Source organism: Aquicoccus porphyridii, from assembly GCF_008369105.1.
Classification (GTDB): Bacteria; Pseudomonadota; Alphaproteobacteria; order Rhodobacterales; family Rhodobacteraceae; genus Aquicoccus; species Aquicoccus porphyridii.
Genome location: NZ_VINQ01000001.1, coordinates 284763 through 307380 on the forward strand (window position 1 = coordinate 284763; position 22618 = coordinate 307380).

A 22618-nucleotide genomic window follows, 5' to 3' on the forward strand; every position below is an offset into this window, starting at 1 on the left:
GCGTTGCGCCAAAAAAAAGGCCGAGCACTAAGCTCGGCCTAAGTCCAACAGGGAGGTATGAAAGTGATGCGATAACCATCGAACATCACCGTCAGAAGCTGAAATAAGTGGCGTGCCCTGCACGATCAAGCACAATAATGCCGCAACTGCATCATGGCCGATATGCAGTATGTGCATGTCTGCTTAACCTGTTACTTAACCGCCTGATTTTTAACCCGTTTACGATAGGCCGTGATCTCTTCCTGCACGAAATCGCGGAACGCGGCGATCCTCTTGGATTGGCGCAACTCCTCTGGATAGGCGAGAAATACGGGGATTTCGCCCGAGTCGACCTCGGGCAGAACCTGTTGAAGATTCGGAAATTCCTGGATCACGTAATCCGGCAAGACACCGATTCCGAGATTGTGCAGAACCCCCTGGAGCACGCCGTAATAGTTGTTCACGGTCAGCAGCGAGGAAATCTCGTGACTGAGCAGTTCCTGAACCAGGGTGGCGCCGGCCCCGACCTGCGTGGCGCTGACATTCTGACAGATGAGCCGGTGCTTGTTGAGATCGGTCAGGGTTTGCGGCGTGCCCGCGCGGGCGAGATATTCGGGCGATGCGTAAAGCCGCATGCGCACGCTCATGAGGCGTTTGCGGATCAGGTCGGCCTGTGAGGGTTCTTTCATCCGGATGGCGACGTCGGCCTCGCGCATGGGCAGGTCGAGCACGCGCTCTTCAAGCATCAGGTCGATCTTGAGTTCCGGATACTTCTCGTAAAGTGCTGTGAGCCGCGGCGCGAGCCAGAGCGTACCGAACCCGGTGGTCGTGGTCACGCGCAATTCGCCGAAAACCTCGTCCTCGCTGTCGCGAATGCGCGCCGTGGCGGCGTCGAGACGTTTGAGCATCGCCCGGGTCGCATCGAACAGAAGCTCGCCCTGTTCCGTGAGAATCAGCCCGCGCGCATGGCGGTGAAACAGGGTCGTGTTCAAGGATTCCTCGAGCGCCCGAATCTGCCGGGAAACCGCAGACTGGCTCAGATGGAGCGAGTCACCAGCATGGGTGAGCGAGCCGGCATCGGCCACCGCGTGAAAGATTCTGAGTTTATCCCAATCCATGATCGCAACTTTCTGTCCGCTGATCCCTATTCGCACGAAACGACGCGCAATGGCAGTTCAATCCTCACAGAATCGTGGGGCCGAGGGAAAATTTTCCTTTTGTTAGGTCATATACTGTGACCTAATATTAGTCTATGCTTCGGAACGGGGCAGTGTTGACGTGAAATTCGGCACGAAAGCGATGGGAGACGCGCGATGAGCAAGCAACAGGTGACATTGCAGGACCGATACGACCTTGAAAAGTCACAGGTGCTCTTGAACGGGACGCAGGCGCTTGTCCGGCTGATGCTGACCCAGAAACAGCGCGACATGCAGGCGGGTCTGAACACGGCGGGATATGTCACGGGCTATCGCGGATCGCCGCTCGGTGCGGTGGATCTTACGATGGCGCGGGCGCGATCCATCCTCACGCAGCAGGACATCAAGTTCGAACCGGGGCTGAACGAGGACCTGGCCGCGACGGCGTTGTGGGGCAGCCAGCAGGCCGAGTTGCGCGGCGAGGGCAAGTTCGACGGCGTTTTCGGCCTTTGGTACGGGAAAGGCCCGGGCGTGGATCGCACCGGCGATGTGATGCGCCATGCCAACATGGCCGGAACCAGCGCGAATGGCGGGGTTCTGATGGCGATGGGCGATGACCATACCGGCGAATCCTCGACCGTGTTGCATCAGAGCGAATGGGCGCTGGTCGATGCCTATATGCCGGTGGTGAGCCCGGCGGGTGTGCAGGAAATTCTGGATTACGGCATTTACGGCTATGCTCTGAGCCGGTTCTCGGGGCTGTGGGTCGGTCTCAAGACGATGAAGGACACGATCGAAGCGACGGCGGTGGTGGATGGCCGCCCTGACCGTGTGCAACTGCTGACCCCCGACTTTCCGATGCCGGAGGGCGGGCTGAACATACGTCTTGTCGATACACCGCCTGACCAGGAGGCGCGGATGATCGACTACAAGCGCTTTGCGGCCGAGGCGTTCAGCCATGCCAACCGCATGGACCGGCGTGTCCTGGGCAAGGCAGGGGCCAAGATCGGGCTTGTCGCGGCGGGCAAGAACTGGCTCGACCTGGAACATGCGCTCGCGCTTTTGGGCGTGGACGCCGATGAGGCCGAGCGCCTTGGCATTACCACCTACAAGGTCGGCCAGACCTTTCCGCTCGACATGAAGGGGTTTCACGATTGGGCCGAGGGGCTCGACCTGATCGTGGTGGTGGAAGAAAAGCGCAAGTTGATCGAGGTGCAGATCAAGGAGGCGATTTTCGACGACCGCCGTGGCAGGCGGGTCTATGGTTGGTACAAGGGCGGTGCGGGTGGCATGCACCGCGAGGAACTGTTCCCGACGCGCGGCGCGCTCGACCCGATCGGGATCGCGGAGAAGCTCGGCCAGATCTTCATCGAAGAGGGGCGCGGCACCGAACGGATCAAGGCCGGGCTGGCCGAGCTGTCACAGGCGCGGGCCGGCGACAATGCCGAAGAGATTGCCACGCGGCTGGCCTATTACTGCTCGGGCTGTCCGCACAACACGTCGACCAAGGTGCCCGAGGGCAGCCGCGCCTATGCCGGGATCGGCTGTCACTACATGGTGCAATGGATGGATCGTGAAACCCTCGGCTTTACCCATATGGGCGGGGAAGGGGCCAACTGGATCGGCGAGGCGCCGTTTTCGAACCGCGATCACGTGTTCCAGAACCTCGGCGACGGCACCTATAACCACTCGGGGCGCCTCGCCATCGTTGCGGCCATCGCCGCGGGTGTGAACATCACCTACAAGATCCTCTACAACGATGCCGTGGCCATGACCGGCGGGCAGACCCATGAAGGGGGGCTTTCGGCGCACCAGATCGCGCAGGAATTGAAGGCCTTCGGGATCGAGCATGTCGCGGTGGTCCATGACCAGAAAGAGGATGTGGATTTCTCGGAATTCCCGGCCGGGATCGAAAAGCACGAACGCGCGGATTTCGAAGCGGTGCAGAAGAAATTCCGTGAATACAAGGGCGTATCGGCGATTCTTTACATCCAGACCTGTGCCGCCGAGAAGCGCCGCCGGCGCAAGCGCGGGACGTTTCCCGATATCGACAAGCGGGTGTTCATCAACACGGATGTCTGCGAGGGCTGTGGTGATTGCGGGGTGCAGTCGAACTGTGTCTCGATCGTGCCGGTCGAGACCGAGCTGGGCCGCAAGCGGGCGATCGACCAGTCATCCTGCAACAAGGATTTCTCGTGCCTCAACGGGTTCTGCCCGAGTTTCGTGACACTTGAGGGGGCGAAGGTCAGGAAAGAGGCGACGACCGATCTTGACCTGCCGGACCTGCCCCAGCCCGAGCTGCCGAAGATCGACGGCACGCATAACGTGGTGATCACCGGGGTCGGTGGCACCGGGGTCGTCACCATCGGCGCGGTTCTCGCACAGGCGGCCCAGATCGACGGGTTGGGCGCGGGCATGATGGAAATGGCCGGGCTGGCGCAGAAAGGCGGCGCGGTGCATATCCATGTGCGCATCGCCAACGCGCCCGGGGACATCAACGCGGTGCGCGTCGCCACCGGCGAGGCGCATGCGCTGATCGGTGGTGACCTGGTGGTGAGCGCCGGGGCCAAGACGCTGGGCCTGACCAGTGCGGGGCGCACCGGTGCGGTGATCAACAGCCACGAGATCATCACCGGCGATTTTGCCCGTGACACCGAGTTCCGTATCCCGGTCGATCGGCTGGAATTGCAGTTGCAGGCGCGGTTGCGCGAGCGGCTGAGCCTGTTCGATGCCTCGGACCTTGCCCGGATCACGTTGGGCGACAGCATCTTTTCGAACATGATGGTATTCGGCGGGGCATGGCAGATGGGCCTCATCCCGGTGAGCCATGATGCGATCGCCGATGCGATCCGCCTCAACGGGACGGCGATCGAGGGCAATCTTCGGGCGTTCGATATCGGGCGTTGGGCCGTGCTGCACCCCGAGGAGGTTCAGGGAATCCTGAGCCCGGGGGGTGTTGAAAAACCCAAGACGCTGGAGGATCGGATCGCGTTTCGTGCCGAGCATCTGAAGGCGTACCAGGGCAAGCGGTTGGCCAACCGTTATCGCAAACTGGTTGATGCTGTGGAGGATGCGCGCCTCAAGGAAGCCGTGGCGAAGGGCTATCACAAGGTTCTCGCCTACAAGGACGAATACGAGGTGGCGCGGTTGCACCTGAGCACGCTTGAGAAAGCCAAGGCCGAGTTTGACGGCGATTTCCGCATGTTGTTTCACCTCGCGCCGCCGATCCTGTCGAAAGAGGGATCGGACGGGCGCCCGATCAAGCGCGAATTCGGACCCGGCATGGTGAAATGGTTCAGGCTTCTGGCGGGGATGAAGCGCCTGCGCGGCACCGCGCTCGACCCGTTCGGGCGCAGCGAGGAGCGCAAGGCGGAACGCGCGCTGATCGCGCAATACGAGGCCGACATGGCCGAATGGCTGCCGAAGGTGGATGCGTCCAACCGTGAATTGATCGCGGAACTGGCGGAATTGCCTCTGAAGGTGCGCGGGTTCGGGCCGGTGAAGGCGGCCAATGCCGACAAGGCGGCGCAGCGGCGCGCGGAGATCCTCGCAGAACTGACCGGCGCGCCCGAGCGGGTTGTTGAGGCGGCAGAATAGCAAGACCGGCATCCGCGGGTCATGCGCGCGGGGCCGATGACATGAAACTGTCATGGTGATGTCATAACATGACCCTGGCCGGATTCCGTGCGGGAAGCGGCCAAGGTCAGGCCCGATCAGCAGAGCCGAGTGATGCGACAGCGCGACATTGCCCGTGATATTTCCTATGCGCATTCCGCCGAGACCCGCGCGGGACGCGCCCTGATCCGGTTCATGGAGAACGTCACCGGGCGGATCGGTCTCATCCGGCGCGCGCAGGGCTATGAGCACGAGATCGCGTCGGGGCGGGATTTCTGGGACGTGATCGTCGAGCGCTACAATCTGCGGCTCAACGTGCTGGACGGGAGCCTTGCGAATATCCCGGCGAACGGGCCGCTGATCCTGATTGCCAATCATCCCTATGGCATTCTCGACGGGCTCATGATGGGGCATATCCTGAACCGGGCGCGGGGCAATTTCCGAATCCTGGCGCACCAGGTCTTTCGCAAGGCCGAGGATCTCAACCGGGTTATCCTGCCGATTTCGTTTGACGGGACGAGGGAGGCGGTTGCTCTCAATCTTGAAACCCGCAAGGAAGCGCTGCGTTACCTGGGGCAGGGCGGGGCGATCGGGATTTTCCCGGGCGGCACGGTGAGCACGGCCGCGCGGCCGTTTTCGCAACCGCTCGACCCCGGTTGGCGGGCCTTTACCGCGCGCATGGTTGCCAAATCCGACGCCACGGTTGTTCCGGTTTTCTTTGATGGATCGACCAGCCGTCTTTTCCAACTGGCCAGCCACCTGCATTCCTCGCTTCGGATGGGGCTTCTGATCAAGGAGTTTCGCGCGCGGGTGGATACGGATGTCGATGTGGTGATCGGCAAACCGATTTGCCGAACCGCCCTGGACGCGCGGGCGAAAGACGCCAAAGCAATGATGGATTTCCTGCGCAAATCAACCTATGACCTGTCTCCGAGGCCGATGGATTCGTCCGAATGCGGTTTCGAATTCGAAGACAAGTATCGCGCGTAACCCGGGCAGGGCAGATGGCAGTAGGGATTTTCGACAGTGGGCTGGGTGGCCTGACGGTCTGGGATGCGGTGACAAAGCGTCTGCCGGATGTGCCTTTCGTGTATATGGCCGACAATGCCCATGCGCCCTATGGCGTGCGCGACGCCGATGACATCTATCAACTGACCTGCCAGGCGGTCGAGCGGCTTTGGGCCGAGGGGTGCGATCTTGTCATTCTGGCCTGTAACACCGCCAGCGCTGCGGCCTTGCGGCGGATGCAGGAAAGCTGGGTTCCGACCGACAAGCGGGTGCTTGGGGTTTTCGTGCCGTTGATCGAGGCGCTGACCGAGCGGCAATGGGGCGACAATTCCCCGCCGCGCGAGGTCGAGGTGAAGAACGTGGCGCTGTTTGCCACGCCGACCACCGTGGCGAGCCGTGCCTTTCAGCGCGAATTGGCCTTTCGCGCCATCGGGGTGGATGTCGAGGCGCAGGCCTGTGGCGGTGTGGTGGATGCGATCGAAGAGGGTGACATGATCCTGGCCGAGGCGCTGGTCAGATCCCATGTCGATGCGTTGAGGCGCAAGATGCCGATACCGCAGGCCGCGGTTCTGGGCTGCACGCATTATCCGCTGATGGAAAAAGAGTTCGAGGCGGCGCTTGGCCCCGGGGTCAAGGTGTTCAGCCAGGCCAACCTGGTGGCCGAGAGCCTTGCCGATTACCTCGCACGGCACCCCAAGATGCTGGGCCGGGGCGAGGGTGCGCGGTTCCTGACCACGGGTGATCCGAAAACCGTGAGCAGCCGCGCCACGCAATTCCTGCGACGACGAATCGAGTTCGAGGCCGCTTGAGCCTCATCCGGTTTTTCGTCACAACATCATCGAACAACATGAAAAGGGGTTTGTCATGACCCATAGAATCGCCATTCTGGGTGCCTCGGGCTATACCGGTGCCGAGCTGATCCGCCTTATTGCAACGCATGGCGGCATTGAAATTGCAGCACTTGGGGCGCATTCCAAGGCCGGGCAGAGCCTCGCGCAGGTGTTTCCGCATCTGCGCCATCTCGCGCTGCCCGATATGGTCGGCTTTGACGAGATCGACTTTGACGGCGTTGATCTGTGTTTCTGCGCCTTGCCGCACAAGACCAGCCAGGAAGTGATTTCCGGGCTGCCGAAAAACCTTCGGATCGTCGATCTGAGCGCGGATTTTCGGCTGCGCGATCCGGACGCCTATGAAAAGTGGTATGGCAATCCGCATTCGGCAATCGAGATGCAGAAGGAAGCGGTTTACGGCCTGACCGAGTTCTACCGCGACGAAATCCGCGAGGCCCGGCTGGTGGCGGGCACGGGGTGCAACGCGGCCACCGGGCAATATATGCTTCACCCGTTGATCGCGGCGGATGTGATCGGGCTTGACGATATCATTCTCGACCTCAAATGTGCGGTGTCGGGTGCGGGGCGCAGTCTCAAGGAAAACCTGCTGCATGCGGAGATGTCCGAGGGCTACAACGCCTATGCCGTGGGGGGCACGCATCGTCACCTGGGCGAGTTCGACCAGGAGCTGTCGAAACTGGCCGGGCGGGATGTGAAAATCCAGTTCACGCCGCATCTGGTTCCGGCCAACCGCGGAATCCTGGCGACGGGATATGTGAGTGGCGATGCGCGGCAGGTGCATGAGACGCTGGCCAAGGCCTATGCCAGCGAGCCGTTTATCGAGGTCTTGCCGTTCGGCGAGACGCCGAGCACGCATCATGTGCGGGGCAGCAATTTCTGCCATATCGGGGTGACTGGGGATCGTATCGCGGGGCGGGCGATCGTCGTTGCCGCCTTGGATAACCTGACAAAAGGTAGCAGCGGGCAGGCCTTGCAGAATGCCAATCTGATGCTAGGTCTTGAAGAGACACAGGGGCTCATGTTGGCGCCCTGTTTCCCCTGAGGGGGATCACGAGCGAGGTTGCATCATGAAGGGGCTGAAGAAGAAACGCCGCGTGCAGGTCATCCTGTTGGCCGCTGTCGCGCTGGTCATATCCACCGGGTTGATCGGTTACGCGATGCGCGATGGCATCAATTTCTTTCGCTCGCCCACGCAGATCGTGGCGGAACCCCCTGCGGAAACCGAGACCTTCCGCCTTGGCGGTCTGGTCGAAGAGGGCAGCATCGTGCGTGGACAAGGCGAGGTGGTGAGCTTCAACGTCACCGATGGCGGGGAAACGGTCAGGGTGACCTATGCCGGCGTGTTGCCCGATCTCTTTGCCGAGAACCAGGGCATGATCGGCACCGGGCGTTACGTGAACGGCGTCTTTGAAGCCTCTGAAATCCTTGCCAAACATGACGAGACCTACATGCCGCGCGAGGTGGTCGATGCCTTGAAGGAACAAGGCGTCTACCAGGAGCCGGACGGTAGCTGAAGGCGCCGTTAACCTGTTGCGATCAGGCTTTTCACCGATACCGGTGAAAGGTCCGAGATGCGAACTGTCCGCGATATTGCCGAAGAGATCGTCGCCCGTGAAGGCGGGTTCGTCAATGATCCCGACGATCCCGGGGGCGCGACAAACCATGGCGTCACCATCCATACCATGCGTCGGTTGGGGCTGGATCTCGACCGGGATGGCGTGGTGGGTGTTGCCGATGTCCACCTTCTGAGCCGTTCCGAGGCGGTCGACATCTTCATCACCCACTATTTCGAGCGACCCCGCATCGACATGCTGCCCGAGGCGCTTTGGCCGAGCGTGTTCGACATGTATGTCAATGCCGGTGCGAATGCCGTGAAGATCCTGCAACGGCTGTTGCGCCAGATGGGTCACGAGGTCGGGGTGGACGGGGCGATCGGCCCGGTGACCGCGTTGGCTGCGCATGACGCGGCGGGGGCTGCCCCGGAGCATATCGTCGATGCGTATGGCATCGCCCGGCGCAACTACTATTTCCGGCTTGCCGATCACCGCCCAGCATCGCGCAAGTTCGCACGCACACGCGCCGGGGGCAAGGGCGGCTGGATCACCCGCGCGGAAGAGTTCATCGACCCGCGCTATCATCTCAGCCACGAACAGTTTCGCGAGAGGGTCGCATCATGGGGTTGATCGAACGGATCGTGTCGCTGGTCTTTGGCGATGGCGGGCGCGGGGTGAAAAACACGGTGGAGGTGTTTCGCGAGAATGCCGAAGCCGCCGGGATACGCGAAGGCGAAATGCGCGCCAAGGCGATGGCGCAGTTCGGCAGCGAGTTCGCGCAACCCCGAAAGGGCCTGTTCGACAGGATGATTGACGGGCTCAACCGATTGCCGCGACCGGCGCTTGCGTTTGGAACGCTTGGTCTTTTCATCGCGGCGATGGTCGATCCAATCTGGTTTGCCTCGCGCATGCAGGGGATTGCCCTCGTTCCCGAGCCGTTGTGGTGGCTTCTGGGCGCAATCGTGAGCTTTTATTTCGGGGCGCGGCACCAGGCCAAGGGACAGGAGTTTCAACGCCAGATCGGCCAGTCCCTCGCGGCCGTTCCGAAGGTTCTCGGCAATCTGGAGCGGCTTGAGCATTCGAAAACCGCCCCGGGTGGAATCGGAATGGCGGGGGCGGGCACGGATGCGAGGCTCGACCTGGCGATCATCGAGCCGGAGGCGAATCCGGCGTTGAGCGGGTGGCGGAGGGGGGCAGATATCGGCCGTTGAGCGCGACCGGTCCGGGGGCGCGACAAAGTGAACAGGCATTTCGAGTGTTTGTCATTGGACGTGGCCTGCGAGGCGTCTATAACACGCCCTATGATAGCAGAGCTTGGACATTTCGCCCTCATCCTGGCCTTCGTGACGGCCTGTCTGCAAACCGTTGTGCCGCTCGTTGGGGCGGATCGGCGTTGGCCCGGGTGGATGGCCTTTGCCGAACCGGCCGCGAATGTGCAGTTTTTCCTTACGGTCGTTGCGTTTGCCGCGCTGACCTATGCCTTCGTGACGTCGGATTTCTCGCTGCAACTGGTGGTCTCCAACAGCCATACCGACAAGCCGTTGCTCTACAAGGTGACTGGCGTCTGGGGCAATCACGAGGGCTCGATGCTGCTCTGGGTGCTGATCGTCACGTTGTTCGGGGCCATGGCGCAATGGTTCGGGGGCAATTTGCCGCCGACCTTGCGTGCCCGCATCCTCGCGGTTCAGGGGTCGATCGGTGCGGCCTTTTTCGCCTTTATCCTGTTCACGTCCAACCCGTTCCTGCGGATGGATGTCGCGCCGTTTGACGGGCGCGATCTCAACCCGCTGTTGCAAGACCCCGGTTTGGCCTTTCATCCGCCGTTCCTTTATCTCGGGTATGTCGGGCTTTCGATGGCGTTTTCCTTTGCCATTGCCGCGTTGATCGAAGGGCGGGTCGACGCAGCATGGGGGCGGTGGGTGCGGCCATGGACGCTTGCGGCGTGGATGTTCCTGACCATCGGAATCGGGCTTGGCAGTTGGTGGGCCTATTATGAACTCGGCTGGGGCGGGTTCTGGTTCTGGGACCCGGTTGAGAATGCCAGCTTCATGCCCTGGTTGATCGCGGTCGCCCTGCTGCATTCATCCGTCGTCGTGGAAAAGCGTGAAAGCCTGAAAAGCTGGACGGTGCTGCTTGCCATCATCGCGTTCGGGTTCTCGCTGCTGGGGGCATTTATCACCCGGTCGGGGATCATCACGAGTGTTCATGCCTTTGCAACCGACCCCGAGCGCGGGGTGTTCCTGCTCTTGATCATGGGGGTGTTCGTCGGTGGCGGGCTGACACTCTTTGCGGCGCGCGCGAGCGTCATGGAAGCCAAGGGGGTTTTCGGGTTGGTCAGCCGGGAATCGGCGCTGGTGGCCAATAATGTCCTGCTGGTCGTTGCCACGTTCGTGGTGTTCATCGGGACCATTTGGCCGCTGATCAGCGAGATGCTCTTTGACCGCAAGCTGTCGGTTGGTGAGCCGTTCTTCAACCAGGCCTTCACGCCGTTCATGGTCATCCTGGGCCTCATATTGCCGATCGGGTCGATGTTGCCGTGGAAACGGGCACGCATCGGGCGAACGGTGCGGGCGCTTTGGCCAGCCCTGGCGCTGGCCCTGGCGGTGCTCGCCCTGGTCTGGGCGATTCAATCCGGGCGTAGTGCGCTCGGGCCGGTGGGCATGATGCTGGGCACATGGCTGGTGGTCGGGGCCGTTATTGATGTCCTGTCGCGCGCCGGGCGTGGCGGAAATGGCCGCAATCGGCTGGCGCGTTTGGCGCGGCTTCCAAGATCGGATTGGGGCAAGGCCGTCGCGCATTCCGGCCTTGGCGTCACGATGGCGGGCGTTGCCGGGCTTCTGGCGTGGGAAATGGAAGATATCCGTGTCGTCCAGACCGACGAGAGTTTTGACGTCGGTCGGTACGAGATCACCTTGCGGAACGTGGAACAGGTGCAGGGGCCGAACTACGTGTCGACGATGGCCCTTGTCGACGTGGCGCGCGGTGGGAACCTCATAACCACCCTGCGACCCGAAAAACGGGTCTATCCGGTTGCCGGGCAGCCCACGACCGAGGCCGCGATCGACAACGGGTTCCTGCGCGATATCTATGTCGTGATCGGCGATCCGCAACAGGCCGGGGGCTGGGCGATGCGTGTCTACATCAAGCCGCTGGCCAACTGGATCTGGGGTGGCTCGATCCTGATGGCGCTTGGCGGGTTTCTGAGCCTTTCGGACCGGCGCTACCGGGTTGCCGCCGGGTCCAGGAAATCATCACGCTTGCAAGGGGTTCCTGCCGAATGAGGAACATTCTCCTGATCTTGGTGCTACTGGCCCAACCCGTATACGCGGTTCAGCCGGACGAAATGCTGGACGATCCGGCGCTCGAAGCGCGGGCGCGGGAGGTCTCCAAGGATCTGCGCTGTCTTGTCTGTCGCAACGAGAGCATCGACGACAGCAACGCGGAGCTTGCCCGGGACATGCGCCTTCTGGTGCGCGAACGGATCGTCGAAGGCGACAGCAACGAGGAGGTCAAGGAGTTCCTTGTCAGCCGCTATGGCGAGTATGTCCTGCTGAAACCGCGCTTTGGCGGGAGCAACTGGATTCTTTGGGGGGCAGGGCCCGGAATGCTGCTTTTCGCGGGGATCGGCGGCATGCTCTACCTGCGCAGCCGGTCGAGGGCCAAGGCCCCGGGTGAGGCGTCGCTGAGCGATGACGAGGCCAAGCGGCTTGAGGAAATCATGAACCGCTGACGCGAGGTTTCGCTTTTCCGGGCTGTACGGATAGGGTTGATTGAACCCCGACTGCACAAGCGAGGAACAGGCATGGTTGTTTACAAGGCGATCACTTACGAGACGGTTGAGCGGATTGCCGTTATCACGCTCAACCGCCCGGAGAAAATGAATGCTCTGACATCGCAGATGCGTGCGGAGATACCGGACGCCATTCATCACGCCGAGAACGACGGGGCGCGCGTGATCGTCATCACGGGGGCGGGCGGAGCGTTCTGTTCAGGTCAGGATCTGGGGGACGCCAATGCCGGGGCGCTCGATCTCGAGAGGGGCTTGCGCGATGAATACAATCCCATGCTCAAGGCCATTGTCGACTCGCCGCTGCCGGTCATCTCGGCGGTGAACGGGGCGGCCGCTGGCGCCGGTGCAAATCTCGCCCTGGCGGCGGACGTGGTGATTGCGACCGAGAGTGCCTATTTCCTTCAGGCGTTTACGCGGATCGGCCTCATGCCCGATGCGGGAGGGACGTATGTATTGCCGCGGACCATGGGCATGGCCAAGGCGATGGGCGCGGCGCTTTTCGCCGAGAAGATCAGCGCCCGGCAGGCGGATGACTGGGGCATGATCTGGGAGGCCGTGCCGGATGCGCAGTTCGAAGAGCATTGGCGCGCGCGGGCCGCGCACCTGGCCGATGGGCCGACGCGCGCCTATGAGTTGACCAAGCAGGCCATTCGCGGCACCTGGGCCAATGATTTCGAGGCCCAGTTGAACAACGAGGCCAAGCTTCAGGGCGAGGCCGGCAAGAGCCGGGATTTCATGGAAGGCGTCGTTGCGTTTCTCGAAAAGCGAAAGGCGCATTTCGAAGGCCGTTGAAAACCTTGTGCCGGTCAAGAAAAAAGCCTCGGAGACATCTCCGAGGCTTTTTTCATTGGTGTGGGCGGGAGGTTTTAACGGTCCTCGACGTCGACATATTCGCGCGCCGTTTCCCCGAGATAGAGCTGACGCGGGCGGCCGATCTTGTGCGCCGGGTCGGACAATTGCTCTTTCCACTGCGATATCCAGCCGACGGTGCGCGACAGGGCGAAGATGGGCGTGAACATGGATGTCGGGAAGCCCATCGCTTCGAGAATGATGCCGGAATAGAAATCGACATTCGGAAACAGCTTCTTCTCGGCGAAATAGGGATCGTCCAGCGCCTGCTTCTCGAGTTCCTTGGCGACCTGGAGCACCGGGTTGTTCTCGATGCCGAGCAGGTCGAGAACCTCGTCCGCGGATTGCTTCATCACCTTCGCGCGCGGATCGAAATTCTTGTAGACCCGATGGCCAAAGCCCATCAGGCGGAACGGATCGTCCTTGTCCTTGGCCCGGGCGATGAATTCGGGAATGCGATCGACCGATCCGATTTCCTTGAGCATTTCAAGGCAGGCCTGGTTTGCACCACCATGGGCCGGGCCCCAGAGACATGCAATGCCCGCGGCGATGCACGCGAAAGGATTTGCCCCGGAGGAGGAGGCGAGGCGAACAGTGGAGGTTGACGCGTTCTGTTCGTGATCGGCGTGAAGGATGAAGATGCGGTCCATCGCGCGCGACAGGATCGGATCGACCTCGTATTGTTCGGCCGGAACGGCGAAGCACATGTGCAGGAAGTTCGATGCGTAATCGAGATCGTTGCGCGGATAGACGAAGGGTTGCCCGATCGAATACTTGTAGGCCATCGCCGCAATGGTCGGCATCTTGGCAATCATGCGATGCGATGCGATTTCGCGCTGGCGCGGATCGGAGATATCGGTCGAGTCATGATAGAAGGCCGACATCGCGCCCACGACGCCGACCATGGTCGCCATCGGGTGCGCATCGCGCCGGAACCCACGGAAGAAATTGTGCATCTGCTCGTGGATCATGGTGTGGCGCGTGATCGTGGCCTCGAACGCTTCGAGTTCCGCCGCAGTGGGAAGGTTGTCGTAGAGCAGCAGATAGCAGACTTCGAGGTAATGCGATTTCTCGGCAAGCTGATCAATCGGATAGCCGCGATGCAAAAGCTCGCCCTTGGCACCGTCGATATAGGTGATGGTGCTGTCGCAGGATGCCGTGGAAGTATAGCCCGGATCGTAGGTGAAAACACCGGCCTGAGCATAGAGCTTCCTGATGTCGATAACATTCGGCCCGGCCGTTGGCGAAAGCAGTGGCAGGTCGTAAGATGTGCCGTCGATGGTAAGTGTCGCGGTCTTGCTGCTGTCAGTCATGCTTTTTCCTTCCTCAAGTAACCCCGGCGCGGATCGCTTGGGGGTGTCCTATGGCTTCCGACTTTCATCGCGGTCAAAGCCATTCATGTCTTGGCGGCGTCTGACAGGCGGGCCAATGTCTCGTCGCGTCCCAGCACCAGCATCATGTCGAAAACGCTGGGCGTTGCCGCCCGTCCCGCCAATGCGGCCCTGAGCGGGCCAGCGAGCTTGCCGAATTTCGTGCCCTTTTCCTCTGCGAACCGGTTCATGAGGTGTTCCAGATCAGCACGGGACCAGCTAGCATTTTGCAAATGCGGCGTCAATTCTCTCAGTATACCACGGGATGCAGAATCCAGGGCCTTGGCCGCCTTCTCATCCGGTCGAATTGGGCGATCCTCAAGAATAAATGCCGCCTTTTCAATAAGTTCCGGAAAGGTCTTGGCGCGTTCCTTCAGAAACGGCATGGCCGCGAGCAGCAATTCATTTTTCTGCTCGGTGAAGGCCGGCTGTCCGGTGGCGGCGCGAAAGCCATTCAGTTCATGCAGCAGCGCAGCATCATCGGAGGCGGCCATGTGGAGGCCACAGATATTCTCGAGCTTCTTGAAATCGAACCGTGCGGGCGCGCGCCCGATCCCGTCGAGGTCGAACCATTCGATGGCTTGGGCATCCGTAAAGAATTCGTCATCGCCATGGCTCCAGCCCAGCCGGGCGAGATAGTTGCGAAGACCGGCTGCCGGATACCCCATGGCCTGGTATTCCTCGACACCCAATGCACCATGCCGTTTTGACAGTTTCTTGCCATCCGGGCCGTGGATGAGCGGAATGTGAGCCCAGACCGGCACCTGCCATCCCATGGCTTCATAAATCAGTTGCTGGCGCGCGGCGTTGTTGAGGTGATCGTCACCCCGGATGACATGGGTCACGCCCATGTCGTGATCGTCGACGACGACGGCGAGCATGTAAACGGGTGTTCCATCGGATCGCAGGAGGACCATGTCGTCGAGCTGATCGTTCCGGATCGTGACATCGCCCTGGACCTTGTCGCGAATGACGGTCTCGCCTTCACGCGGCGCCCGCAGCCGGATGACATAGGGCAGATCGGGATGGCTGGCCGGGTCTGCGTCGCGCCACGGGCTTTTGAAAAAGGTCGAGCGCTTTTCGGCGCGGGCCTGTTCGCGAAACTGTTCGATCTCTTGCTGGGTTGCGAAGCACTTGTAGGCTTGCCCGGTATCCAGCATCGTCTTGGCGACCTCGGCATGGCGTTTTGCGCAAGAGAACTGGCTCACCACATCGCCGTCATGCTTGAGCCCGAGCCACGACATCCCCTTGAGGATCGCCTCGGTCGCTTCGGCGGTTGAGCGCGCCCGGTCGGTGTCTTCGATCCGAAGCAGGAATTTGCCGTTGCGCCCGCGCGCGAAAAGCCAGTTGAACAAGGCAGTGCGCGCACCGCCGATATGGAGGAACCCGGTCGGCGAGGGGGCAAAGCGAGTGACGACATGTTCGGTCATAAGCGTTAATCTTTCGGTAACCATGGCTGGATAGGCTTGGGGTCTGTCTAATGATCCGCCAAGACAAGGACAAGCTATGCAGCTTTGGGGGCGTATGGAAGCTGCTGTTCTCGCACAAAGGGGGCACTTCTTTCCATGGGTTCCCGTGTGCCTGGCTTGCGGGATCGGCTTGTATTTCAGCCTTCGGGCCGAACCATCCGGTTTCATCCTGCCGGTCATCGCCCTGGGCGGGCTCATTGGTGCGTTTCTGACGCGGCATGCGGGGGCGCTCTGGGCGCCTTTCATCTGGGCGGTGGTTCTTGTTTCGCTCGGATTCGGGTTGGCCATGACGCGGGCGCAAATGCTGGAACGGCCCGTTCTGGGATGGCGCTATTATGGGCCTGTCGAAGGCCGGGTGATCGGTATTGACCGCTCGGGAAGCGGTGCAACGCGCATCACGCTCGATCAGGTCGTTCTCACCCGGGTTTCGCCGGAGCGGCGCCCGGAACGTGTGCGCATATCGCTTCACGGGGGCGATGGATCGGTGCCGCGTGCGGGTGCGACGGTCATCGTGACGGCGCATCTTTCCCCGCCCGGCGGGCCGGTTGAACCGGGCGGGTTCGATTTTCAGCGTCATGCATGGTTTCAGAAGCTGGGCGCGGTGGGCTATGCGCGCACGCCGCTTTTGCTACTGGAACCAGGCGGGTCCGGGCAAATGCTGTTGCGCGCGCGGCTTGCGTTATCGCGCCATGTTCAGTCCCGCCTTCCGGGGCAACCCGGGGCCTTTGCCGCGGCGATCATGACGGGCGACCGCGCCGGTATGGGGCCCGAGGCGCTCGAGGCGCTCAGGGCGTCCAATCTCGCGCATCTTCTGGCGATTTCCGGCCTTCACATGGGGCTTTTGGCAGGATTCGTCTTTGCCGTTGTGCGTGTCGGACTGGCAGCCATTCCGCCCCTCGGATTGCGCCTGCCCGGGAAAAAGATCGCGGCCGTGATCGCGCTCGTGTTCGCGGCGGTCTATCTGGCCCTTTCGGGTGGAAACGTGGCGACCGAGCGTGCCTTTGTCATGGTGGCGGTTGCGTTGCTGGCTATCATGGCCGACCGGCGCGCGATTTCCCTGCGCGCGGTTGGCCTTGCGGCAACGATCATCCTGGTCCTGCGGCCCGAGGCGTTGCTTGGCCCGGGGTTCCAGATGTCATTCGCCGCGACCACGGCGCTTGTTGTCGTGTTCGGTTGGCTTCGTGATGCGAAGATCAACATTGGGCGGGCCGCCTGGATGCGGGCGGTCGTGGCCGTCGTCATTTCTTCGTCTGTAGCCGGGGCGGCGACGGGGCCGATCGGAGCGGCGCATTTCAACCAGACGGCGCATTTCGGGCTGATTGCCAACCTGATGTCGGTGCCTCTGATGGGGACATTGGTCATTCCGGCGCTGGTTTGTGCCGCGCTCCTGCTGCCGCTGGGGCTGGATGACGTGCCGTTCAAGCTTGCCGGTGCGGGGCTCGACTGGATTCTCGGGGTGGCCCATACGGTTACCGGTATCGAAGGGTCGCGTGGCGCGGTGCCAAGCCCGGATTGGTTTGTCCTGCCATTGATGGCCTTCGGATTCCTGATCCTGTTCCTGTGGCAGGGCCGTTTGCGGTTTGTCGGCCTTGGTCCGGTCGCGCTGTCGGTGGTGGCATGGGCCATGGTCGAGCGGCCGGATGTCCTGATCGCCGAAGGCGGGGCGCTGGTCGGCGTCATGGGGGCGGATGGTCGCGCCCTCAGCAAGGCACGGGGGGCGGGTTTTGTCGCGTCGAACTGGCTCGAGAACGATGGCAACCCGGAAAGTCAGAGCGCGTCGGCGGAAAGGTGGGATGTCGTCACCGCTTCAAGCCCGGTTCACATCATCCATGTCACCGGCAAACGTGCGGCTGCCGAGGTGCACTGTACCGACGGCGAGATCGTTGTAAGCAATGCGAAATTGCCGGATGATCTGACGTGTGACGCGTTCGATCCGCAACGAATGCGGGGCACGGGGGCCGTGGCATTGCATTTCGACAGGGCGGGCGGGGGGCCGATCATGACTACCGCCCGGGCATTCACCGGCGATCGGCCTTGGAATGCGCGCCGATCGCGTCAGTAGGTGCGAATCAGACCGACGAGGCGCCCCTGAACCTTGACCTTGTCATCGGGGAACACGCGGGTTTCGTAGGCCGGGTTGGCCGCTTCCAGCGCGATGGCGTTGCCGCGCCGGAAAAACCGTTTCAATGTCGCCTCGTGATCCTCGACCAGGGCAACGACGATATCCCCGTTCTCGGCGGTTGACGTCTGTTGGATGATCACCACGTCCCCGTCATTGATCCCGGCGTCGATCATCGAGTCGCCCTTGACCTCGAGCGCATAGTGATCCTGACCACCGCGTATCATCGCTTGCGGCACGGCCACGTTGCGCGTTGCATGCTGAAGCGCTTCTATCGGCACACCGGCGGCAATCCGGCCCATGACCGGCAGTTCGCACGCCTCGACCGCTTCGATGCCGATCGCGTTGGCGGGTTTCCTCGTATCCTGCCGATCGCCGTCGATCACGCGGGGATGAAAGCCGGAGCCGTCACCGCCAAGACTGTCCGGCAGCTTGACGATTTCAATGGCCCGTGCCCGGTGGGCGAGGCGGCGAATGAACCCGCGCTCTTCCAGGGCGGTGATAAGGCGGTGGATGCCGGATTTCGAGCGTAGGTCCAACGCTTCTTTCATCTCGTCGAATGAAGGCGGAACCCCGTCGCGTTGAACGCGTTTGTGAATGAATTCCAGCAGGTCGAGTTGTTTGCGGGTCAGCATGGTCTGCCTCCGTTCCGGGCGACTATTTCACTTTGTTCTAGACATGTTCCCGTTTTGTGTCAACCATCCCGCCCGACTTCGCGCGATTATTGGCATTCGGGCTAGAACGATATGTAGCGGATTTCGGTGCCGGCCGGCTGCGCATCGGCATTCGGCGCGGAGACAGCCAGTGCATTGGCGTCAGCCAGGACCGAGAGAAGCGCGCTGTCCTGTCGACCGGCCACGGTGATGCGGCCATTCTCGACCCGGGCGCGCTGGTAATGCTCTCGCGGGCCATTTGCCGCGAGATCATGAGTCAGAACGGCCATCCGTTCGGCGGCCCTGTCCGCGCCCATCCCCAACATGGCCCTGATCATCGGCGCCAGAAACACGCGCGCGCAGACCATTGCGGATACCGGATTGCCCGGCAGCCCCACCATCGCCGCGTCGCCCATCCGGCCCGCCATGAGCGGTTTGCCCGGACGTATCGCGATCTTGTAGAAGGCCCGGTCCAGACCCATGGTTTCGGCCACATCGCCAACGATGTCGTGGTCGCCGACCGATGCCCCGCCGATCGTGACGACAAGGTCCGCGCCTTTCGCAAGCCGGAACGCGGTTTCGAGGCTTGCCCGATTGTCCCGCGCGATCGGGAGTAGGCGGGGTTCTGCCCCCCACGCCGCGAGCATCGCGTGAATGCCAAAGCTGTTCGAGGCGATGATCTGATCGCGCCCGGGCATTTCACCGGGCATGACCAACTCGTCGCCGGTTGAAATCAACGCCACGACCGGTTTCCGGTGAACCGGGACATGCGCGATATTCATTGCAGCCATCAACGCAAGGTCGGCCGGGCCGATGACGCGCGGTGCGCGGATGCCATCGCCAGCCTTGAAATCATCGCCTTGCGGGCGGATGTTCGTGCCGCCCGTTTGCGCGTCGGTGATCGTGATCAGGTCGCCGCGCCGCTCGACATCCTCTTGAATGACGACGCGGCTCGCCCCCTGGGGAAGCGGTGCCCCGGTAAAGATGCGCACGGCCTGTCCGGGTTTGACCTTGCCCGCGAAACCATGACCTGCCGCACTCTCGCCGATGACCTTGAATTGTGCGTGCAGATCGGCCTCTTCTGCGATCAGGGCATACCCGTCCATCGCCGAGGCCGGGAACGGCGGCTGATCCCGGCGAGCGGTGACATCCGAGGCCAGAACACGGCCCGACGCTGCAAGCAGCGGAATGGTTTCATGTGCGGTCGGCTGCACCAGCGCAAAAAGCTCTGCGAGGGCTTTATCGACGCTGATCATGGTGCGACGAAGCGGCCCGATTTCCCGCCGTCTTTCAACACGACGCGGATATCGGAGATCACCATCGCCTTGTCCACCGCCTTCACCATGTCATAGACGGTGAGGGCCGCGGTCGAAACGGCCGTCAGCGCCTCCATTTCGACGCCGGTCTTGCCCGTGGTCTTGACCGTCGCCTCGATCCGGACGCCGGGCAGATCGGGATCGAGCGACAGATCGACCGCGACCTTGGTCACCGGGAGAGGGTGGCAGAGGGGTATGAGATCGGCGGTCTTTTTCGCGCCCATGATGCCGGCGAGGCGCGCCACCGACAGAACATCGCCCTTGCTGGCCCGACCTTCGGAAATGAGATCGAGCGTCGCGCCCGCCATGCGCACCGATCCCCGGGCGGTGGCGACACGGTGGGTGTCGTCCTTGTCAGAGACATCGACCATGTGGGCGTCACCCTTGGCGTCGAAATGGGTGAGTTCCGCCATGATTTACACGCCCCCCGGGGTGAGCGGGCGGGCAAGAAGATTGCGCGTTGCGAGTTCGACATTATCCTGCCGCATCAGGCTCTCGCCGACGAGGAAACAGCGCGCACCGAACCGCGCGATATCGGCCAGATCCTCGGGCGTGTCGAGACCGCTTTCGGACACGATCAGACGATCGGGCGGAACCATGCGCGACAGGCGGCGCGTCGTCTCGAGCGACGTTTCGAACGTATTGAGATCGCGATTGTTGATGCCGATCATACGCGATGACAGCTTTTCGGCGCGTTCAAGCTCGCTTTGCTCATGAACCTCGATCAAGGCGTCCATACCCCATTCCGCGGCAGCGGATTCAAGTTCGAGCGCCTGTTCGTCCGACACGCTGGCCATGATGATGAGGATACAGTCGGCGCCAAGCGCGCGCGCCTCGATCACCTGGTAGGGATCATACATGAAATCCTTGCGCAAAACCGGAAGATCGACCGCGGCACGTGCCGCGCTCAGATATGTCTTGTCGCCCTGGAAACTGGGGGTATCGGTCAGAATGGAGAGACAGGTCGCACCACCCGATTGATACGCCTGGGCGAGGGCGGGCGGGTCGAAATCGGCGCGAATGAGGCCTTTGGACGGGCTCGCCTTCTTGATCTCGGCGATCAGACCATAACCTTCGCGCGATGCGTCAAAGAGCGCGCTTGCGAAGGGTCGCACCGTCGGGGCCTCGCGGGCTTCAATCTCGAGCACATCAAGTGGCTTTGCCGCCTTGTCCGCAGCGATCTCTTCCAGCTTGTAGGCCTTGATCTTGTCGAGGATTGTGGCGGTCATCTTGCCTCCGTCGTGATCGTTACCAGCGCGTCGATCTTTGCCTTGGCAGCGCCCGAGTCGATGCTTTCGCGCGCCATCTCGACACCGTCGCGCAGATTGCCGACCCGACCGGCCACGTTCAGTGCCGCCGCGGAATTGAGCAGAACCGCGTCGCGATAGGCCGACGCTTCGCCAGAAAGCAAGGCGCGCAGCGCATGCGCGTTTGCCTCCGGGCTACCGCCGATGATGGCCTCGAACGGATGCACCGGCAAGCCGAAATCCTCGGGGTGAAGTTCGACTTCGCGGACAGAACCGTCTTCTTCCAGCGCCGAAACCCATGTCACCCCGGTGATCGTCATCTCATCGGTGCCGTCGGAACCGTGAACGAGCCATGCGCGTTCGCTCCCGAGTTGGCCGAGGGTTTCGGCCATCGGGCGGATCAGATCGCGAGAGAACGCGCCGGTGAGCTGCCGCTTGACCCCTGCGGGGTTGGTCAACGGTCCGAGAATGTTGAAGATGGTGCGTGTTCCAAGCTCGGCCCGGGATGGGCCGACATGCGCCATGGCGGGGTGGTGCATCGGTGCCATCATGAAGGCAATACCGCAGGCTTCAAGTGCCTTTTCAACGAGTTTCGGGCCGATCATGACGTTGATTCCCATCGCCGAAAGGGCATCGGCGGCGCCGGATTTCGAGCTCAGGTTGCGGTTGCCATGCTTGGCCACCGGCACCCCCGCGCCGGCCACCACGAAGGCGGTCGCGGTCGAGATGTTGAGCGTGCCCTTGCCGTCCCCCCCGGTGCCGACGATGTCCATCGCACCTGCCGGGGCGTTGACGTGGTGGCACTTGGCGCGCATCACCGATGCGGCGGCGGTATATTCCTCGACCGTTTCACCGCGTGTGCGCAGGGCCATCAACAAACCGCCGATCTGGCTGGGCGTGGCGTCGCCGTCGAACAGGATGCCAAAAGCGGTTTCGGCCTCGTCGCGCGTCAGCGCGCGCTCAGCGGCGGCGCCGATCAGGGGTTTCAGACGGTCGCTCATGCCGGCACCTTCAACGCGTCGAGGAAATTCCCGAGAAGTGCATGGCCATGTTGCGAGGCGATGGACTCGGGGTGAAACTGCACGCCGTGAATGGGCAATGTCTTGTGTTGCAGGCCCATGATGGTCCCGTCCTCAAGCTCGGCGGTGATTTCGAGCGTGTCGGGCAGGCTCTCGCGGTCGACGATCAGCGAATGATAGCGTGTCGCCTCGAACGGGCTCGGCAATCCTTTGAAGACCCCTTTGCCGCCGTGCCGAATCTGGCCCATCTTGCCATGCACAATCTCGTGGCAGCGCACCACCTTGCCACCAAATGCCTGTCCTATGGTCTGATGACCCAGGCACACGCCAAGCAGCGGCGTCTGTGTCTCGGCGGCAGCCAGCACGAGGTCGAGGCAGATCCCGGCCTGGTCCGGATCGCATGGGCCGGGCGAGAGCAGGATTCCGGCCGGATCGAGTGCCATGGCGGCTTGCACATCCAGCGCATCGTTGCGTTTCACAAGGACTTCGGCGCCCAATTCCCCAAGGAAATGCACCAGATTATAGGTGAAACTGTCATAATTGTCGATCAACAGCAGCATCTTGCCCAACTTCTTGTCATTGGGGCTGGAGGCCCGGCCCCGGGTCGCGATATACTTGCTCAGGCTTGCGGCGCACCGTCAAGG

Annotated in this window: 20 protein-coding genes; 11 read left to right on the forward strand and 9 right to left on the reverse strand. The window is 62.1% G+C overall.

Annotation, left to right across the window (positions count from 1 at the left end; genetic code table 11):
* Window positions 1-191: 191 nt before the first annotated feature.
* Window positions 192-1097, reverse strand: coding sequence for a LysR family transcriptional regulator (locus tag FLO80_RS01435; protein WP_111362111.1), 906 nt, complete (start codon window positions 1095-1097; stop codon window positions 192-194).
* Window positions 1098-1292: 195 nt separating this feature from the next.
* Here FLO80_RS01435 and FLO80_RS01440 point away from each other — a divergent pair, with 195 nt between their 5' ends.
* The 10 genes from FLO80_RS01440 (at window position 1293) to FLO80_RS01485 (ending at window position 12724) form a co-directional block, all read left to right on the forward strand.
* Window positions 1293-4712 carry an indolepyruvate ferredoxin oxidoreductase family protein gene (locus tag FLO80_RS01440; RefSeq protein WP_111362110.1) on the forward strand — a complete coding sequence of 1140 codons (3420 nt, stop codon included), beginning with the start codon at window positions 1293-1295 and terminating at the stop codon, window positions 4710-4712.
* A 132-nt stretch (window positions 4713-4844) separates the two neighbouring features.
* Complete coding sequence (locus tag FLO80_RS01445; RefSeq protein ID WP_439328699.1) at window positions 4845-5720, forward strand: lysophospholipid acyltransferase family protein; 876 nt, start codon at window positions 4845-4847, stop codon at window positions 5718-5720.
* A gap of 14 nt (window positions 5721-5734) precedes the next feature.
* Window positions 5735-6547 carry a glutamate racemase gene (locus FLO80_RS01450; RefSeq protein ID WP_111362108.1) on the forward strand — a complete coding sequence of 271 codons (813 nt, stop codon included), beginning with the start codon at window positions 5735-5737 and terminating at the stop codon, window positions 6545-6547.
* 55 nt (window positions 6548-6602) lie between these two features.
* Window positions 6603-7631 carry an N-acetyl-gamma-glutamyl-phosphate reductase gene (argC, locus tag FLO80_RS01455; RefSeq protein ID WP_111362107.1) on the forward strand — a complete coding sequence of 343 codons (1029 nt, stop codon included), beginning with the start codon at window positions 6603-6605 and terminating at the stop codon, window positions 7629-7631.
* A 25-nt stretch (window positions 7632-7656) separates the two neighbouring features.
* Window positions 7657-8103: a cytochrome c maturation protein CcmE gene (ccmE, locus tag FLO80_RS01460; RefSeq protein ID WP_111362106.1), complete on the forward strand. Its 447-nt coding sequence runs from the start codon at window positions 7657-7659 to the stop codon at window positions 8101-8103.
* Between the two features lie 57 nt (window positions 8104-8160).
* On the forward strand, window positions 8161-8772 hold the full coding sequence (locus FLO80_RS01465; RefSeq protein WP_111362105.1) for a holin-associated N-acetylmuramidase: 612 nt from the start codon (window positions 8161-8163) through the stop codon (window positions 8770-8772).
* Window positions 8763-9353, forward strand: a complete 591-nt coding sequence (locus FLO80_RS01470; RefSeq protein WP_111362104.1) for a holin family protein — start codon at window positions 8763-8765, stop codon at window positions 9351-9353. Before FLO80_RS01465 ends, FLO80_RS01470 begins: the two co-directional genes overlap by 10 nt.
* A gap of 90 nt (window positions 9354-9443) precedes the next feature.
* Complete coding sequence (locus FLO80_RS01475; RefSeq protein ID WP_111362103.1) at window positions 9444-11423, forward strand: heme lyase CcmF/NrfE family subunit; 1980 nt, start codon at window positions 9444-9446, stop codon at window positions 11421-11423.
* Complete coding sequence (locus FLO80_RS01480) at window positions 11420-11872, forward strand: cytochrome c-type biogenesis protein (protein WP_111362102.1); 453 nt, start codon at window positions 11420-11422, stop codon at window positions 11870-11872. The genes FLO80_RS01475 and FLO80_RS01480 overlap by 4 nt, the downstream gene beginning before the upstream one ends.
* Window positions 11873-11944: 72 nt before the next feature.
* Window positions 11945-12724 carry an enoyl-CoA hydratase-related protein gene (locus FLO80_RS01485; RefSeq protein ID WP_111362101.1) on the forward strand — a complete coding sequence of 260 codons (780 nt, stop codon included), beginning with the start codon at window positions 11945-11947 and terminating at the stop codon, window positions 12722-12724.
* 74 nt (window positions 12725-12798) lie between these two features.
* Here FLO80_RS01485 and FLO80_RS01490 read toward each other — a convergent pair whose 3' ends face one another.
* The gene (locus tag FLO80_RS01490; protein WP_111362100.1) at window positions 12799-14094 is read right to left on the reverse strand and encodes a citrate synthase; all 1296 of its coding nucleotides are present in this window, start codon (window positions 14092-14094) and stop codon (window positions 12799-12801) included.
* Between the two features lie 83 nt (window positions 14095-14177).
* Window positions 14178-15581 (reverse strand): glutamate--tRNA ligase, encoded by a 1404-nt coding sequence (gene gltX, locus FLO80_RS01495; RefSeq protein WP_111362099.1) that lies wholly within the window; start codon window positions 15579-15581, stop codon window positions 14178-14180.
* 169 nt (window positions 15582-15750) lie between these two features.
* Here gltX and FLO80_RS01500 point away from each other — a divergent pair, with 169 nt between their 5' ends.
* On the forward strand, window positions 15751-17682 hold the full coding sequence (locus FLO80_RS01500; protein WP_342781691.1) for a ComEC/Rec2 family competence protein: 1932 nt from the start codon (window positions 15751-15753) through the stop codon (window positions 17680-17682).
* On the opposite strand, the gene lexA is transcribed toward FLO80_RS01500, so the two are convergent.
* The 6 genes from lexA to FLO80_RS01530 form a co-directional block, all read right to left on the reverse strand.
* The gene (gene lexA / locus FLO80_RS01505) at window positions 17676-18374 is read right to left on the reverse strand and encodes a transcriptional repressor LexA (RefSeq protein ID WP_111362097.1); all 699 of its coding nucleotides are present in this window, start codon (window positions 18372-18374) and stop codon (window positions 17676-17678) included. The two genes, FLO80_RS01500 and lexA, sit on opposite strands and share 7 nt — an antisense overlap.
* Before the next feature lie 101 nt (window positions 18375-18475).
* Window positions 18476-19648: a molybdopterin molybdotransferase MoeA gene (locus FLO80_RS01510; protein WP_111362096.1), complete on the reverse strand. Its 1173-nt coding sequence runs from the start codon at window positions 19646-19648 to the stop codon at window positions 18476-18478.
* Complete coding sequence (moaC, locus tag FLO80_RS01515) at window positions 19645-20121, reverse strand: cyclic pyranopterin monophosphate synthase MoaC (RefSeq protein ID WP_111362095.1); 477 nt, start codon at window positions 20119-20121, stop codon at window positions 19645-19647. The genes FLO80_RS01510 and moaC overlap by 4 nt, the downstream gene beginning before the upstream one ends.
* Window positions 20122-20124: 3 nt before the next feature.
* Window positions 20125-20937: an indole-3-glycerol phosphate synthase TrpC gene (gene trpC, locus FLO80_RS01520; protein WP_111362094.1), complete on the reverse strand. Its 813-nt coding sequence runs from the start codon at window positions 20935-20937 to the stop codon at window positions 20125-20127.
* Window positions 20934-21956 (reverse strand): anthranilate phosphoribosyltransferase, encoded by a 1023-nt coding sequence (gene trpD / locus FLO80_RS01525; RefSeq protein WP_111362093.1) that lies wholly within the window; start codon window positions 21954-21956, stop codon window positions 20934-20936. Before trpD ends, trpC begins: the two co-directional genes overlap by 4 nt.
* Window positions 21953-22534, reverse strand: coding sequence for an anthranilate synthase component II (locus FLO80_RS01530; RefSeq protein ID WP_111362386.1), 582 nt, complete (start codon window positions 22532-22534; stop codon window positions 21953-21955). The genes trpD and FLO80_RS01530 overlap by 4 nt, the downstream gene beginning before the upstream one ends.
* Window positions 22535-22618: the final 84 nt, after the last annotated feature.